Origin of the sequence: Bathymodiolus heckerae thiotrophic gill symbiont (assembly GCF_900180345.1) — a bacterium.
GTDB lineage: Bacteria > Pseudomonadota > Gammaproteobacteria > PS1 > Pseudothioglobaceae > Thiodubiliella.
In genome coordinates this window covers 13,515-28,710 of record NZ_FXLV01000003.1, presented here as the reverse complement: position 1 = coordinate 28,710, position 15,196 = coordinate 13,515, and the positions used below count along the sequence as shown (strand labels likewise).

Annotated in this window: 18 protein-coding genes and 1 riboswitch; of the genes, 13 read left to right on the top strand and 5 right to left on the bottom strand. The window is 39.4% G+C overall.

The features are described from left to right. Positions 1-510 (bottom strand): lipoprotein insertase outer membrane protein LolB, encoded by a 510-nt coding sequence (locus CRYPD_RS00845; RefSeq protein ID WP_138145679.1) that lies wholly within the window; start codon positions 508-510, stop codon positions 1-3. 70 nt (positions 511-580) lie between these two features. Here CRYPD_RS00845 and hemA point away from each other — a divergent pair, with 70 nt between their 5' ends. Together hemA and prfA are read left to right on the top strand one after the other, a co-directional pair. Further along, a complete protein-coding gene (gene hemA, locus CRYPD_RS00840; protein WP_138145678.1) occupies positions 581-1,840 on the top strand; it encodes a glutamyl-tRNA reductase in 1,260 nt (419 codons plus the stop codon). Beyond that, positions 1,837-2,928 (top strand): peptide chain release factor 1, encoded by a 1,092-nt coding sequence (gene prfA, locus CRYPD_RS00835; RefSeq protein WP_138145677.1) that lies wholly within the window; start codon positions 1,837-1,839, stop codon positions 2,926-2,928. Before hemA ends, prfA begins: the two co-directional genes overlap by 4 nt. Before the next feature lie 22 nt (positions 2,929-2,950). Here prfA and CRYPD_RS00830 read toward each other — a convergent pair whose 3' ends face one another. Together CRYPD_RS00830 and fur are read right to left on the bottom strand one after the other, a co-directional pair. Further along, the gene (locus CRYPD_RS00830) at positions 2,951-3,742 is read right to left on the bottom strand and encodes a metal ABC transporter permease (protein ID WP_138145676.1); all 792 of its coding nucleotides are present in this window, start codon (positions 3,740-3,742) and stop codon (positions 2,951-2,953) included. A gap of 12 nt (positions 3,743-3,754) precedes the next feature. Beyond that, positions 3,755-4,162, bottom strand: a complete 408-nt coding sequence (fur, locus tag CRYPD_RS00825) for a ferric iron uptake transcriptional regulator (protein ID WP_138145675.1) — start codon at positions 4,160-4,162, stop codon at positions 3,755-3,757. A 56-nt stretch (positions 4,163-4,218) separates the two neighbouring features. On the opposite strand from fur, the gene CRYPD_RS00820 reads away from it, so the two are divergent. After that, positions 4,219-4,953 (top strand): outer membrane protein assembly factor BamE, encoded by a 735-nt coding sequence (locus tag CRYPD_RS00820; protein ID WP_138145674.1) that lies wholly within the window; start codon positions 4,219-4,221, stop codon positions 4,951-4,953. Between the two features lie 30 nt (positions 4,954-4,983). On the opposite strand, the gene CRYPD_RS00815 is transcribed toward CRYPD_RS00820, so the two are convergent. Next, entirely contained in the window at positions 4,984-5,931 is a 948-nt protein-coding gene (locus CRYPD_RS00815) for a S49 family peptidase (RefSeq protein ID WP_138145673.1), read from the bottom strand. Between the two features lie 14 nt (positions 5,932-5,945). On the opposite strand from CRYPD_RS00815, the gene ccmA reads away from it, so the two are divergent. From ccmA to miaB, 10 genes are all read left to right on the top strand, one after another. Further along, a complete protein-coding gene (gene ccmA / locus CRYPD_RS00810; RefSeq protein ID WP_138145672.1) occupies positions 5,946-6,542 on the top strand; it encodes a cytochrome c biogenesis heme-transporting ATPase CcmA in 597 nt (198 codons plus the stop codon). Beyond that, positions 6,539-7,204: a heme exporter protein CcmB gene (gene ccmB / locus CRYPD_RS00805; RefSeq protein WP_138145671.1), complete on the top strand. Its 666-nt coding sequence runs from the start codon at positions 6,539-6,541 to the stop codon at positions 7,202-7,204. Before ccmA ends, ccmB begins: the two co-directional genes overlap by 4 nt. Before the next feature lie 152 nt (positions 7,205-7,356). Beyond that, positions 7,357-8,481 carry a methionine adenosyltransferase gene (gene metK / locus CRYPD_RS00800; protein ID WP_138145670.1) on the top strand — a complete coding sequence of 375 codons (1,125 nt, stop codon included), beginning with the start codon at positions 7,357-7,359 and terminating at the stop codon, positions 8,479-8,481. Between the two features lie 187 nt (positions 8,482-8,668). Next, positions 8,669-8,741: riboswitch (S-adenosyl-L-homocysteine riboswitch) on the top strand. A gap of 22 nt (positions 8,742-8,763) precedes the next feature. Continuing rightward, positions 8,764-10,134, top strand: coding sequence for an adenosylhomocysteinase (ahcY, locus tag CRYPD_RS00795; RefSeq protein WP_138145669.1), 1,371 nt, complete (start codon positions 8,764-8,766; stop codon positions 10,132-10,134). 116 nt (positions 10,135-10,250) lie between these two features. Next, positions 10,251-11,150 carry a glycine--tRNA ligase subunit alpha gene (gene glyQ, locus CRYPD_RS00790; RefSeq protein WP_138145668.1) on the top strand — a complete coding sequence of 300 codons (900 nt, stop codon included), beginning with the start codon at positions 10,251-10,253 and terminating at the stop codon, positions 11,148-11,150. A 4-nt stretch (positions 11,151-11,154) separates the two neighbouring features. Then, positions 11,155-11,733: a YqaA family protein gene (locus tag CRYPD_RS00785; RefSeq protein ID WP_138145667.1), complete on the top strand. Its 579-nt coding sequence runs from the start codon at positions 11,155-11,157 to the stop codon at positions 11,731-11,733. 15 nt (positions 11,734-11,748) lie between these two features. Then, positions 11,749-11,895 (top strand): hypothetical protein, encoded by a 147-nt coding sequence (locus CRYPD_RS07795; RefSeq protein WP_171004260.1) that lies wholly within the window; start codon positions 11,749-11,751, stop codon positions 11,893-11,895. Further along, complete coding sequence (locus CRYPD_RS00780; RefSeq protein WP_244610219.1) at positions 11,880-12,386, top strand: murein hydrolase activator EnvC family protein; 507 nt, start codon at positions 11,880-11,882, stop codon at positions 12,384-12,386. The genes CRYPD_RS07795 and CRYPD_RS00780 overlap by 16 nt, the downstream gene beginning before the upstream one ends. A 1-nt stretch (position 12,387) precedes the next feature. Next, positions 12,388-13,410 carry a mechanosensitive ion channel family protein gene (locus CRYPD_RS00775; RefSeq protein ID WP_138145666.1) on the top strand — a complete coding sequence of 341 codons (1,023 nt, stop codon included), beginning with the start codon at positions 12,388-12,390 and terminating at the stop codon, positions 13,408-13,410. Continuing rightward, positions 13,410-14,735, top strand: a complete 1,326-nt coding sequence (gene miaB / locus CRYPD_RS00770; protein WP_138145665.1) for a tRNA (N6-isopentenyl adenosine(37)-C2)-methylthiotransferase MiaB — start codon at positions 13,410-13,412, stop codon at positions 14,733-14,735. The genes CRYPD_RS00775 and miaB overlap by 1 nt, the downstream gene beginning before the upstream one ends. Here the strand turns inward: miaB and CRYPD_RS00765 are convergent. Then, the gene (locus CRYPD_RS00765; protein ID WP_138145664.1) at positions 14,724-15,188 is read right to left on the bottom strand and encodes a hypothetical protein; all 465 of its coding nucleotides are present in this window, start codon (positions 15,186-15,188) and stop codon (positions 14,724-14,726) included. The two genes, miaB and CRYPD_RS00765, sit on opposite strands and share 12 nt — an antisense overlap. Between the last annotated feature and the right edge of the window lie 8 nt (positions 15,189-15,196).

Below are 15,196 nucleotides of genomic sequence, written 5' to 3'. Positions count from 1 at the left end.
TTATTTTAGATTAATTTCTTGTAAAAGTAATTTGATTTTGATTGTTTGGTGTGTGCGCTGAAGGCGAATGGTTTTCGGATAAATAATCCCGTTAATGATATGATATTTATCAACTTCAACTTGCCAATCCTGCATAATTACCTCTGCATGTTTAAAGATAATATTTTCCAATTTACTTATGGGAAAATACCAGCCCAATTCACTTATCATCCATTCTTGTAAAGACAATTTTGTTAATTCATCATCCACCAACAAACCTTGCTCAGTTTGTCTTACTTGCATTTGTCCAAACCCAGACGATTCTGTTAGTGTTAATTGATAATGCCCATTTTGGCGATTGAGCACAAAACCTGCTATTTTGGTTCCCTCATTATTTGTCGCACTAATGCGCCCTTCTATCTTCCATGCCTTTGGCACGCTACTCGAATAAAGAACTTGTTTGGGTCGTTCAGGCATTGTCGAACAAGCAGATAAAAACGAGATGAGTAGCAATAATATAAGTATTTTCATAGTCGCCTATTGTAATGGCAAACAAGTCCCTTAGGGTATAATCAAGCGTTTAATTTTTTACCATTTTTAAATGCCCTGTATTGCAATTTTAAGTGTTAATCATCAACTTGCGCCCATTGCCGTGCGTGAAAAAGTTGCGTTTACACCGAATAAATTGTCAAATGAATTGAAACAATTCAACAAGACCAAAGGGGTTAAAGCCTGCGCCATTCTTTCCACTTGTAATCGCTCTGAGGTATACGCCATTGTCGAGAGTCGCAATGCTCAACGAACACTGGGAGAATATCTGGCTAACGCCCACAATATGGATATTGCAGAATTAGACCCTTATCTGCTTTATTTTGAGGGCGATGATGCACTTAATCACATCTGCCGTGTGGCAACAGGGCTGGATTCTTTAGTGCTGGGTGAGCCACAAATCTTAGGACAACTTAAAGATGCTTATCACGCCGCCAAAGAGGCTAATACACTGAATAAATTGTTAGAAAAGCTGTTTCAACACGCTTTTTCAACTGCTAAAAAAGTCAGGACTGATACAGAAATCGGCTCATCAGCAGTTTCGGTGGCTTATTGTGCAGTCAAACTCGGCGAAAAGATTTTTGCTAATTTATCTGAGCAAACGGTGATGCTAATTGGTGCGGGCGAGACGATCGAACTATGTGCCCAGCACCTGAATCAAAAAGGCGTTAATAGAATGATTGTTGCCAATCGCACTGTTGAAAATGCCAAGAAAATTGCTGATTTGTATAATGCAGAATCCATCAGCTTAAAGCAATTTTCACTGGTGGTACATGAGGCGGATATTATTATTTCTTCCACCGCTGCCAGCGTGCCAATTATCGGCAAGGGGCTAATTGAAAGCGCACTCAAATTGCGTAAACACAAGCCAATATTTATGCTCGATATTGCCGTTCCTAGGGATATTGAGCCAGAAGTTGCACAACTTGATGATGTGTTTTTATACACCATTGATGATTTACAGCAAGTGGTGGATAACAACATTAACAATAGACAAAGAGAGAAAACACTGGCTGAAGAAATTATCACCAGTCAAAACACAAAATTTACAGACTGGGTGGCAACATTGCCTAACGAAAAAGTGGTGCAAACTTATAGAAAAAATGCCTATAAAATTAAAGAGGAAAGCGTTAAAGTGGCACTTAAAAAACTCAACAATGGAGGCGACGCAACAACGATTATTAGTCAATTAGCCGACCAGCTTACCAACAAATTATTGCACACACCGTTTGGTAATATTAAACAAGTAAATATGAAGCAACTCGCTCAGTGCAAGGGTTGTGTACCAACAAACTCTAATAAAAAATTATGAATGCCTCCATCATAACCAAGCTCGAACAACTCTCTATGCGACTTGAAGAAGTCGGTGCAATGCTGAGCGACCCCGAAATCGCCTCAAACCAAAACAAATTTCGTGAACTTTCTATTGAGCACGCCCAACTTACTCCCGTTAATGAACAATTTTCGCAATATTTGAGTGCGCAACACGACATTGAGGATGCTGAGGCAATGTTGCTTGAAGATGACAATGAAATGCGTGCTATGGCAAAAGAAGAAATCATACAAGGTAAGGGAATACTAGAGCAACTTGATTTAGAATTAAAGAAAGCGCTGCTGCCAAAAGACCCGAACGATTCACGCAATATTATTATTGAAATTCGAGCGGGTACAGGCGGTGATGAGGCTTCTATCTTCTCAGGTGATTTATTCAGAATGTATTCTCGCTATGTTGAGAAACAAAAATGGCAAATGGAAATAATGAGCGCCAATATTGGCGAACACGGTGGGTTTAAAGAGATTATTGCCAGAATTAGTGGCGAAAATGTGTATTCAAAACTCAAGTTCGAATCAGGCGCACATCGTGTGCAACGCGTGCCAGAAACCGAATCACAAGGTCGTGTTCACACCTCTGCTTGCACTGTTGCCATTATGCCAGAAGTCACAAATATCGAGGAAATCAACATCAATATGAGCGATGTGCGTGTTGATACTTTCCGAGCAAGTGGTGCTGGAGGGCAGCATGTGAATAAAACTGATTCTGCCGTTCGAGTAACGCATATCCCTACCAACACTGTGGTGGAATGCCAAGATGGTCGCTCACAACACAAAAACAAAGCACAAGCACTATCAGTATTAGCATCACGCATCTTAGACGCACAACAGCAACAGCAACAGCAACAGCAAGCCTCAACACGCAAAGAGCTCGTCGGTAGCGGTGACCGCTCACAACGCATTCGCACCTATAATTACCCCCAAGGACGCATCACTGATCACCGCATTAACTTAACCCTTTACAAATTAGCTGAAGTGATGGAAGGCGATTTAGAATCCGTAATTGAGCCGTTAATTGTTGAACAACAAACCAGCCAGCTTAGCGAATTAAATGACACTTTGGGCTAGCAGAAAAACTAAACCTTACACACTAAATAATGTTTCTTTTGGGTAATATCTGCGACAATAAAAACAAAATACCAAGTGCAATGACAATAGCAGGACCTGTAGCTACATCATAATATATTGAGCCACTAAGTCCCATTACCACAGCAATCATTGAAACCACAATGGATAATAGCACCATTTGTGCAGGGCTACGAGCAAAAACTCTGGCAGTAGCAGGTGGAATGATAAGCAACGAAGTAATGAGCAAAACACCGACAATTTGCACTGAAACTGACACCGTAAGTGCAATCATCAGCATAAATAATAACTGATACGCCAGCCTATTGAGCCCACTTGCCACACCCAATTCTTCATTTAAAGTGAGTAATAACAAGCGTTGCCAAAAAATACTGAGCAAAATGCTCACCAAAACAAGAATGGCATAAATCCAAATAATATCTTGATTGCTAATAGACAAAATATCGCCAAATAAGAGTGAAAAATAATCGGTATTCGCACCGCCCACCAACGCCAAAAGAACAATACCCAGCGACAAAGATATGTGCGAAAAAATACCTAAAATCGCATCGTTGGATAAAAATTGTCTTTGTTGTAAAACGACGATAAGTATAGAGAATATCGCCCCAACTATCAACAAACCAAAATGCAACCCTAAACCGCTAACCAACCCTAAAGACACGCCCAAAAGTGCAGAGTGCGAAATTGACTCTGAAAAATAACTCATTCGCTTCCAAATAACAAAACAGCCTAATGAGCCTGCAATTATTGAGATGCCGATGGCTGCTAGTGCAGCTCTAATAATAAAATCTTCCATTTAAAATTTAGATTATTGGCAGTCTTTGCACAGTCCATACAAATACAGGCAGTGGTCAGTTAATTGATAACCGTGCTTAGTAGCAACATCGTGCTGATGTTGCTCGATAACTTCATCTGAAAACTCGTCAATCTTGCCACACTTTACGCATACGAGATGGTCGTGATGCTCAACATTAGACAATTCAAACACACTTTGGCCATTGTCAAAATTGAGTTTATTAACCATGCCTGATTCTTCAAACTGAGTCAGGACACGATAAATAGTCGCTACACCCACTTCTGCATTTTGCATAATTAGTGCACGATAAATGTCCTCAGCACTCATATGGTGGTTTTCACTGGTTTCTAAAATTTCTAAAATTTTAAGCCTTGGCAGGGTTACTTTAAGTCCTGCACTTTTTAAATCTTGTGCGTCCATTGTGTCTTCCTTGATGTAAAATCACTTATTTAGTTTTTAATTATTTTAACCAAAAAATGAACCGATTAATCTTAATTGTATTATTATCTCTATTTTTAAATGCCTGCGTTATTTCAAAGCATATTGCCGATACGCCAAATCTATCGCTATCAAGTCTGCTAATAACACCTTACAAAGCTGATATTCATCAAGGATCGGTGCTGGAGCGTTTTACCATCAACCAGTTAGAACTCGGCATGTCAAGCAACCAAGTGCAGGATTTAATCGGCCCACCGAGTATAATTGACCCATTCCATAACAATCAATGGGACTATATCAACCACTCCACCCTTGGCTCAGGTGAAGTTATTAGTTACCGCTTAACACTAACATTTGAAAAAGAAAAATTAGTCAATATCAATACTAACGGCATTGATTCACTGCCGCAAATGACTGCCAAAGAAAAAGCAGAAGAAAACAAAAGAATTAATGACAAAATAGCAGCAATAAAACTCGCTAAAGAGAAGGCCAAAATAGCAGCAGAAAAGGCTAGAGTAGCAAAAGAGAAGGCCAAAATAGCAGCAATAAAACTCGCTAAAGAAAAGGCTAGAGTAGCAAAAGAAAAAGCCCAACGCATTCTGCAAGAGAAAATAGCAGAAGAGGCTAAAATAGCAGCAATAAAACTCGCTCAAGCAGAGGCGTCAAAAAAAGCTAAAGCAGAAAAAGTGGCAAAAGACATTGCCGATGCTAAAGCAAAGGCATTAGAAGAAAAACGGATTCAAGAAAAAAACAAGCCTTGGTATAAATTCTAGTAATTATTTAGGGTCTTAACCATTATTTATTTACTGTAAAGCGCCTGTAAAATTCTGACTGGTTAACTGCTCGCCAATAACCAGTGCAATGCTTTTGGCACTGGCTTCGGTTAATTGTTCCAATAAGGTTTTTTCCTTCTCGAACAAAATCCTTGAATCCACACCAATAATGTGTTTGGCAATATAATTTGAATCTGCAATACCGTCTATCAAGCCCAGTTTTTTGGCATCTTCTCCAAGCCAAATCAAACCAGTAAATAAATCTTGGTGTTTTGAGAGTTTATCACCTCTGCCCACTTTCACTGCATTGATAAAATTTTGATGTGATTTGTTTAAAATGTTGCTTTGAATATGCGCCATCATTTTTTCGTTTTCTGGGGAGAAAGAATCCAACAATCCTTTGTATTTTCCTGCGGTGTAAAGCCTTCTTTTAATACCCAGTTTTTCAATCGCATCAACCGCACCAAAACCCGATATAACCACACCAATACTGCCTATAATTGAAGATTCATCGGCATATATTTCATCGGCAGATGAGGCGATATAATAACAACCTGAGGCACAAATATCCTCAATAACCACATAGATTTTTTTATCAAACTGCTTTTTAAAACGCACAATGGCTTTATAAATTCTACTGGATTGAACGGGTGAGCCGCCTGGTGAATTAATTCTTAAAATAACAGCTTTTGCGTTTTCTGATTCAAAAGCACTGTGCAATAATTTAATCGCTTCATCGGCATCAATTGTGCCTGAGCTTTGAATTGTGCCAGTCAACACCACCTCGGCAACAAAAGGGGATTCTTTTTTAAGTGCCCCATCTAATACGCCACTTTCACTAATGCCGATATAAGATATAAATGCGAAATAACCTATAAATAACAAACCAAATACAAGGCGCCAGCGGCGTTTGGATTTATTTTGGTGGACAAATTCTTGGGCAATATCAGCTAATTGTTCATCAGAGGTGCGTTTCATATATAATCTCGGTTATGTTAAAAATAAATAATCTCAGTTGTCAAAAAGGCTACAATCTTTTGTTTAGCCACCTTTCTTTTGAGGTTAGTTCGGGTGATATTTTACACATTACTGGTACTAATGGCAGTGGCAAAACTTCGCTTTTGAAAATTCTCGCTGGGCTTAATGTGCAAGAACAAGGCACGATTTTCTTAAAAGATTACTCCGTCAAATCAGAAGACTATCAGCGAGCAATTTTTTATTTAGGACATTTACCTGCTTTGAGCGCTGAACTCAGTTGCCTTGAAAACCTTAGGTTTTTGACCACACTTAATCAATCGGTTAAACAGCCACTTTTAATTGACGCACTCAAACAAGTGGGATTAGAGGATTATGAAGACGAAGTTTGTGCCAAGCTCTCAGCAGGACAAAAACGCCGTGTAACCTTGGCAGGCTTGATACTTTCTAAGGCAAAAATTTGGCTATTGGATGAGCCTTTTACTGCGCTTGACCCGCAAGGCGTAGAAATGGTGGAGCAGTACATTACACAACATTGCGAGCAAGGCGGGATGTGTTTATTCACCACGCATCAAAGCTCAGCGCTAAAAAATCAACAGGTGCTGGCATTATGAATATTTATCTGCAAACACTCACACGAGACCTGCATTCTGCCATTCACAATCTATCCAGTGTGCTTAATCCTTTGTTGTTTTTTATCATTTCTATCTCACTATTTCCACTCGCTATTAGTCCAGAAGCGTCAATGCTGTCACAAATCGCTGCAGGTGTTATCTGGGTGGCAAGTATGCTGGCTGTGTTGCTGTCATTAAATACCTTGTTCCATAATGATTTTGACAATGGTGTGTTAGAGCAAATGGTTATTTCTCATCACTCACTACCTCTTCTGATTTTATCCAAAATTGTGGCACATTGGCTACTCACAGGTGTGCCGATTATCCTACTATCGCCATTACTCGGTGTACTTTTATTTCTTGATAATGAGAGCATTAAAATACTGATGCTCACCCTGCTACTTGCCACGCCAAGTCTAAGCCTGATTGGTGCGATTGGTGCGTCGTTGATTGTGAGTATTAAAAACTCAGGGATGTTATTATCATTATTAATATTGCCTTTGTATATTCCTATTTTAATTTTTGCCTCTTCTGCTGTTTCACAAGCGCAATCTGGCTTAGAGATTGACGCACAATTATATTTTTTAGCCACAATTTTGGTGGTGAGCTTAATGCTTGTACCTCTTGTTAGTGCCTTATCTTTAAAGATAAGCTTAGAATGACTAATAACTTCTGTATAATTTTTTACACACGCTAATTTGTCCCGATTGCTAGCGTTGTTGCCCGCAAGATGCAACTAAAACAAGCTAAAGTAGGTGTTTTTCTTAGTTGAGAGCCCCACTTTGTGGGGTTTTTGATTTTAGGAGAATAAAAAATGATTTTTACTTCCGAATCCGTTTCTGCCGGACACCCTGATAAAGTTTGCGACCAAATATCTGATGCGATATTAGACGCTATTTTAACGCAAGATAAAAATGCCCGTGTGGCTTGTGAAACCTTAGTTAAAGACAACGATGTTGTATTAGCAGGCGAAATTACCACTCATGCTGTCGTTGATTACGACAAGATTGTGCGTGAAACGATTAACGCCATCGGCTACACCAAAGAAGAGTATGGCTTTACAGGCGATACTTGCAAAATCACCAATCTACTTGGCGAACAATCGCCAGAAATTGCTATGGGTGTTGATGAGTTTGACAACCACGAGCAAGGTGCAGGCGACCAAGGCCTTATGTTTGGTTATGCTTGTAATGAGACTGATGTTTTAATGCCAGCACCGATTACTTACGCACATCGCCTAGTTAAACAACAAGCAGATTTAATGTTAAGTGGCAAATTGGCATGGTTACGCCCCGATGCAAAAGCACAGGTTTCTTGTGTTTATCAAGATGGGCAAGTGGTTGGCGTTGATGCGGTAGTTTTGTCCACTCAGCATGATGGCGACATCTCTCAAGTAGACCTCAAAGAAGCGATTATGGAAGAAATCATCAAAACTATTCTACCTGCTGAATGGCTAAATGATAAAACCCAATACCACATCAACCCAACAGGTGCTTTCATTATCGGCGGCCCTGTGAGCGATGCGGGACTAACAGGGCGTAAAATTATTGTGGATACTTACGGCGGTATGGCGCGACACGGTGGTGGCGCTTTTTCAGGCAAAGACCCTTCAAAAGTAGACAGAAGTGCGGCGTATGCTACACGCTATGTGGCAAAAAATATCGTGGCTACTGGTCTGGCAGATAGATGCGAAATCCAAGTATCGTATGCAATTGGCGTGGCAGAGCCGACCTCAATTAGTATTGAAACCTTTGGTACAGCAAAAGCATCTGTCACAGAAATTAAGGAATTCGTTAGTACAAACTTCGACTTACGCCCCAAAGGCTTAATTGCTATGCTGGATTTAAAGCGACCTATTTACCAACAAACAGCCGCTTACGGACATTTTGGCAGAACTGAAGATGACATTACTTGGGAAAAAATCAAGCAATCACTTTAAAAAACCAATAAAATGAGACCTTTGCATAAATATGGATGATTAGCAGAATTCAATTTTTGTCAAATTGGTATTTTTTTTAAACTCTACCCTAGCAAGGCTAAGGCTGGGTTTAAAAAAATTACCAAGTTGGTAAAAAGTGGATTTTTGATGATTATTCATATTTATGCAAAGGTCTCAAAATAACAAACACGCCAAGGAGCGTTGCATTGAAAAATTGTTTTCAATCAGGCTTGGTAAAATCAAAACGACGCTCATTTTTTTAACTTTTAAAATGGAGAAAAAATGAGTAATTCAACAATAACAAACAACGATTACAAAGTTGCTGATATGACTTTGGCTGATTTTGGGCGTAAAGAAATCGAGTTAGCGGAAAAGGAAATGCCAGCATTAATGGCACTTCGAGCAAAATACAGTGCCACGCAGCCTTTAAAAGATGCCAAAATTTTAGGCTGTATTCACATGACCATTCAGACCGCAGTTTTGATGGAAACGCTAGTAGATTTAGGGGCAGAAGTGCGCTGGTCAAGTTGTAATATTTTCTCAACACAAGATCACGCTGCCGCTGCCATGGTGGCCGCTGATATTCCTACTTTTGCTTGGAAGGGCGAAACCGAAGAGGAATTCTTATGGTGCATCGAGCAAACCATTTTAGACAATGGCAAGCCTTGGAATGCTAATATGGTGCTTGATGATGGTGGCGATTTAACCCAAATGTTGCACGAAAAATATCCAGCAATGTTGGCAAGCATTCACGGCATTAGCGAAGAAACCACCACAGGCGTTCATCGTTTAATTGAAATGATGAAAAAAAATGAACTTAAAGTGCCTGCCATCAATGTCAATGACTCAGTTACCAAATCAAAAAATGACAACAAATATGGCTGTCGCCATTCACTCAACGACGCTATTAAACGCGGCACTGATATGCTAATGGCAGGCAAAAAAGCGCTGGTAATTGGCTATGGTGATGTTGGCAAAGGCTCAGCGCAGAGTCTCAGGCAAGAAGGTATGATTGTTAAAATCAGTGAGATTGACCCAATTTGTGCCATGCAAGCCTGCATGGATGGTTTTGAGATTGTTTCCCCTTACAAGCAAGGCAACAACACAGGAAAAACCGATGATATTAACAAGCGATTATTAGCCACAACGGATTTAATCGTTACCACCACAGGTAATTTTAATGTCTGCGATGCTGCAATGCTACAAACTGTCAAACAAGGCGCAGTGGTCTGTAATATTGGGCACTTTGACAACGAAATTGACACTCAATTTATGCGTGATAACTGGGATTGGGACGAGGTCAAACCTCAAGTTCACCGTGTCAACAGAAGTGCCGATAAAGATGATTATATTGTTTTATTATCCGAAGGTCGTTTGGTGAATTTAGGCAATGCCACAGGGCACCCAAGCCGTATTATGGATGGCTCATTCGCCAATCAAGTGCTGGCACAAATGTATTTATACGAAAAAGAATTTGCCAATGCAGGCGGTGAGATTTATGTTGAGGTGTTGCCAAAAAAACTCGATGAAGAAGTGGCAGCCGATATGGTTGCTGGTTTTGGCGGAGTAATAACCAAACTAACTGATGAGCAAGCCAGTTATATTAATGTGCCTAATCAAGGTCCTTTCAAACCTGAAAGTTATAAATATTAAATTTATTGATTTTTATAGTATAGTGCCACATATCTATCATCAATAAGGGTTAGAAAATATTGCCTATTATGCAAAAAAATAAAGGTAAAATTTATTTCATTTTGTACAGATAAAAAATGTCACTACAAGACTTAGATGCTACGGCTTCGTTTCAAAACTTGATCTTAAAATTACAATCATTTTGGGCGTCAAAGGGTTGTGCCTTGTTGCAGCCCTTTGATATGGAAATGGGTGCGGGGACTTTTCACCCTGCCACTTTTTTAAGAGCCATTGGTCCTGAGCCGTGGAAGGCAGCGTATGTGCAACCATCTCGCCGCCCTACTGATGGGCGTTATGGAGAAAACCCGAACCGCTTGCAGCATTATTATCAATTCCAAGTATTGCTCAAGCCCTCACCTAAAAACATTCAAGATTTGTATTTGGAATCTTTAATGCAAATTGGCATTGATTTAACCAAACACGATGTGCGTTTTGTTGAGGATAATTGGGAATCACCCACTCTAGGTGCTTGGGGATTGGGCTGGGAGATTTGGCTCAATGGCATGGAGGTTTCTCAATTTACCTATTTTCAACAAATTGGCGGTTTGCCTTGTAAGCCTGTTTCGGGCGAGCTTACTTACGGGCTTGAGCGTCTGGCGATGTATTTACAAGGTGTGGACAGTGTTTATGATTTGGTGTGGGTTGATGGTGTGAGTTATGGCGATGTTTTTCATCAAAACGAAGTAGAGCAATCCAAATATAATTTTGAAATTGCCGATACTGATGTTTTATTCAAACAATTTGATGAGGCCGAAGCGATGAATGAAAAGTTGATTAACGAGGCACTACCTTATCCCGCTTATGAGCAAGTAATAAAGGCTTCGCATTTGTTTAATTTACTTGATGCACGCCACGCAATTAGCGTTACTGACAGAGCGCGTTTTATTCGTCGTGTGCATTCAATGAGTCAAAAAGTGGCTAAGGCGTATTATGATTCTCGTGAAGCGCTCGGCTTTCCAATGGTAAATAAAAACTAGCAATATGCAAATTTTCTCTAAATTTTATCAAAAAGCATTAGATTGGGCACAGAGCAAATATGCGATTTATTGGCTTGCGTTGGTAAGTTTTGTAGAATCTTTTATTTTGCCTTACCCGCCACCTGATGTTTTACTTGCACCGATGGCACTTAAAAAACCAAAAAGCGCTTATCAATTTGCCTTGATTTGCACGGTTTTATCAGTACTGGGAGGTGTGGTTGGTTATTTTTTAGGTGCATTATTAATAGACAGCATCCAGCCCTTATTGGTCAAACTGCATTATATCGATAAACTCGATACCATTAAACAATGGTTTACCGAATACGGCATTTGGATTGTGGCAATTGCAGGTTTTTCGCCCATGCCTTACAAAATATTTACCATCGGTGCAGGAATTGCCAATATGGCACTTTTACCGTTTATACTAATCTCATTTTTGGCACGAGGTATGCGATTTTTCTTGGTGGCATTTTTCATTAGAAAATTCGGCAATGTTTGTGATGTTTGGCTAAAAAAATACATTGACCGTTTGGGTTATAGTTTGATTGTTGTTATTGCACTAGGGATTTGGTATGTTAAATGAGACCTTTGCATAAATATGAATAATCATCAAAAATCCACTTTTCACCCGCTTGGCGATTTTTTAAACCCAGCCTTAGCCCTGCTAGGACAAGGTTTAATAAAATCACCAATCTGGCAAAAATTGAATTTTGCTAATCATCCCTATTTATGCAAAGGTCTCTAAATAATTTGATTGTTGCTTTTATTTCCATGACGCTTGTCAGTTGTTTTTCTGACGAGGTCAAAAAACCCGTGATTATCATTGATAAGTCAAGCGGTCGAGAAAATATTAATTTAGTGAACTTTAATATTCAGACAAACAAACCTACCGCTAAAAAGGCCCAATTCATTCCTGTTACTGGAGAAATCATCAAAGGTTTTTCTAAAAAACACCAAGGCCTAACTTTTAACACCAGCCCTGGTCAAGTGGTTCGTGCTATTCGTGATGGCATTGTAGTGTATAGTGGTAATAAAATGAAAAGTCATGGCGAAATGATTATTATCAAACACCCGTTGGGTTTTTACAGTTCTTATACGCAGAATCAAACGCTGAAAGTAGTAAGCGGCAATAAGGTAAAAAAAGGGCAGATTGTTGCACTCACTGGAAAAAATAATTTTTATTTTGAAATGAAAAAATTTAAAACACCGATTAACCCACTTAACTATCTAAAGTAATATGGAATTTTTACAAAACTTAAATCTTTATCAAACCGTTGGCGCTTTACTCATCACGGCTGTTGTAGCGCACCTCACCCTAGGGCTATTGCTAAAACAACTCACTACTCAAGCCAGTAAAACCAAAAATCAATTGGATGATTATTTAATCAAATCCATCTCTGCACCACTTAAAGCCTTGGTTTGGTTCGCTTGGGTTTATTTTTCTATCAATGTATTTAAAGAGGAAGGCGAACTGCTCACGAAAGTAATCGACTACATTGATATTACCCCAATTTTTATTATTACTTGGGGTGTATTGCGGGCAATATCCAATATTGAATTTTACCTAATTGAGGGTGATACTAGTATTGACAACGACTCGGTAAGAATGATTACTCGCTTAGTCAAACTGTTGATTGTTGCCTCTATTGCGCTCGGCATTGCCCAGCATTTTGGTTTTTCAATTTCCAGTTTGCTAACTTTTGGTGGTGTCGGTGGTATTGTGATGGGCTTTGCTGCCAAAGATATGCTGTCAAATATCTTTGGTGGACTAATGATTCAAATGGATAGGCCTTTTTCGGTCGGTGATTGGATTCGCTCTAGCAAGTTTGAAGGTGTGGTTGAAAAAATTGGCTGGCGGATGACGCGCATTCGTACTTTTAGCAAAAACCCAATCTACATTCCTAACTCAATTTTTGCCTCAATCCCAATTGAAACCCCGTCACGAATGACCAACAGACGCATCAATGAAACGATTGGCATTCGCTATAATGACATAGCACAAATGTCTGCCATTACTACCGAAGTTGAGGCTATGTTAAAAGCACACAAAGAAATTGACCAATCTCAAACACTGCGTGTGTGTTTTAATTATTTCAACGACTCATCGTTAGATTTTAATATTTATGCCTTTACCAAAACCGTCAATAAAGGAAAATATCAGCAGATTAAGCAAGAAATGTTACTCAGTATTGCAGATATTATTACCAAACACAAGGCAGAGATTGCCTTCCCAACGCAAACTTTACATATTCAAAAATAATGACACCGTCTAAATTATACATTCGCACTTTTGGGTGTCAAATGAATGAATACGACAGTCAAAAAATGATTGATGTGCTCAAACATTCACACAGTTTAGAACTCGTCGATGATGCACTTGAGGCTGATGTGTTATTACTCAACACTTGCTCTATTCGTGAAAAAGCACAAGAAAAACTGTTTCATCAACTCGGTCGTTGGCGTAAACTCAAAGACAAAAATCCCAATTTGATTATTGGCGTAGGTGGCTGTGTCGCCTCACAAGAAGGCGAACTCATCCTAAAACGAGCGCCTTATGTAGATATGATTTTTGGCCCACAAACGCTGCATAGATTGCCAAATATGCTTAACAACGCCTTAAGCGATAAGTCTGTGAGTATTGATATTTCTTTTCCAGAAATTGAAAAATTTGACCACTTACCTGAGCCAGAGACCAATGGTGTAACCGCTTTTGTCTCTATTATGGAAGGCTGCTCTAAATACTGTACATTCTGCGTAGTGCCTTACACACGAGGCGAAGAAGTCTCTCGCCCCTTCAACGATGTTATTAACGAGGTGCAAATACTCGCCAGACAAGGGGTTAGAGAGGTAAATTTATTAGGGCAAAATGTCAATGCTTATCAAGGCAAAATAGACGATGGAGAAATGGCTGATTTGGCACTGTTGATTAATATTGTGGCACAAATTGACGGCATTGATAGAATTCGCTACACCACTTCACACCCCGTTGAATTTAGCGATAGCCTGATTCAAGCCTACGCCGAAGTGCCTGAATTAGTCTCACACTTGCACCTGCCCATTCAAAGTGGTTCTGACAAGATTTTAACCCTAATGAAGCGTGGACATACCGCACTTGAATACAAATCTAAAATTAGGCGTTTGCGTGCAATTCGCCCCGATATTTCCATTTCTTCGGATTTTATTATTGGCTTTCCCGGGGAAAACGAGCAAGACTTTGCTAATACAATGACGCTTATTAACGATATTGGTTTTGACAAATCTTTTAGTTTTATTTACTCTCAACGCCCTGGCACGCCTGCGGCCAGTTATCCCGATGATGTTAATATGGCAATTAAAAAAGAACGCCTTGCGCTGTTACAAAAAACCATTGACGACTCCACGGAAATCATCTCTAAGGCGATGATTGGCAGTGTGCAAAAAGTCCTAGTGGAAAACAAAGCAAAAAAAGACGATAACTTATTCGGTCGCACTGAAAATATGCGCAACACCCACTTTAACGGCGATACTTCTCTCATCGGTCACATTGTCGATGTCAAAATTACAAACGCACGAGGCAACTCACTTATTGGAGAATTAATCCTTTAATTGCTTACTAAATGGGAATGCTATTTCCCAAGTTTCATTGCCTTTTTTAACAAAAAGATGCGTAACCCAACTTTGTTTTGATAATGAACATATTGCCAAAAAAGCACCACCTGAAAAACTGTTTTCAGTTTGCCTGTATAAACGATATTGTGGCGTGGTGGTGTCAATTTCAATCGCCTCAAAAGAGACGCTTAATTCATCAAGTTCATCGCCTGTTTCCTGAATATAAACAGTTAGTTTTTTAGTGTCGGGAATACCTCTTGGTAAGATGTTAACTTTAATAGAACTGTGTTTATCAAGTGTAACTTGGCAGCTGGTTTTGTCTATTTGACAATCATCAACTCGAAGGTAATAATCGATATCCTGAGCATTCCAATTAACAACCGAATACCCTAATAAAACAATAAATGCCGATAAGATTGCAGCAATAATAAAAATAGGCTTGTGTTGCATAATATTGC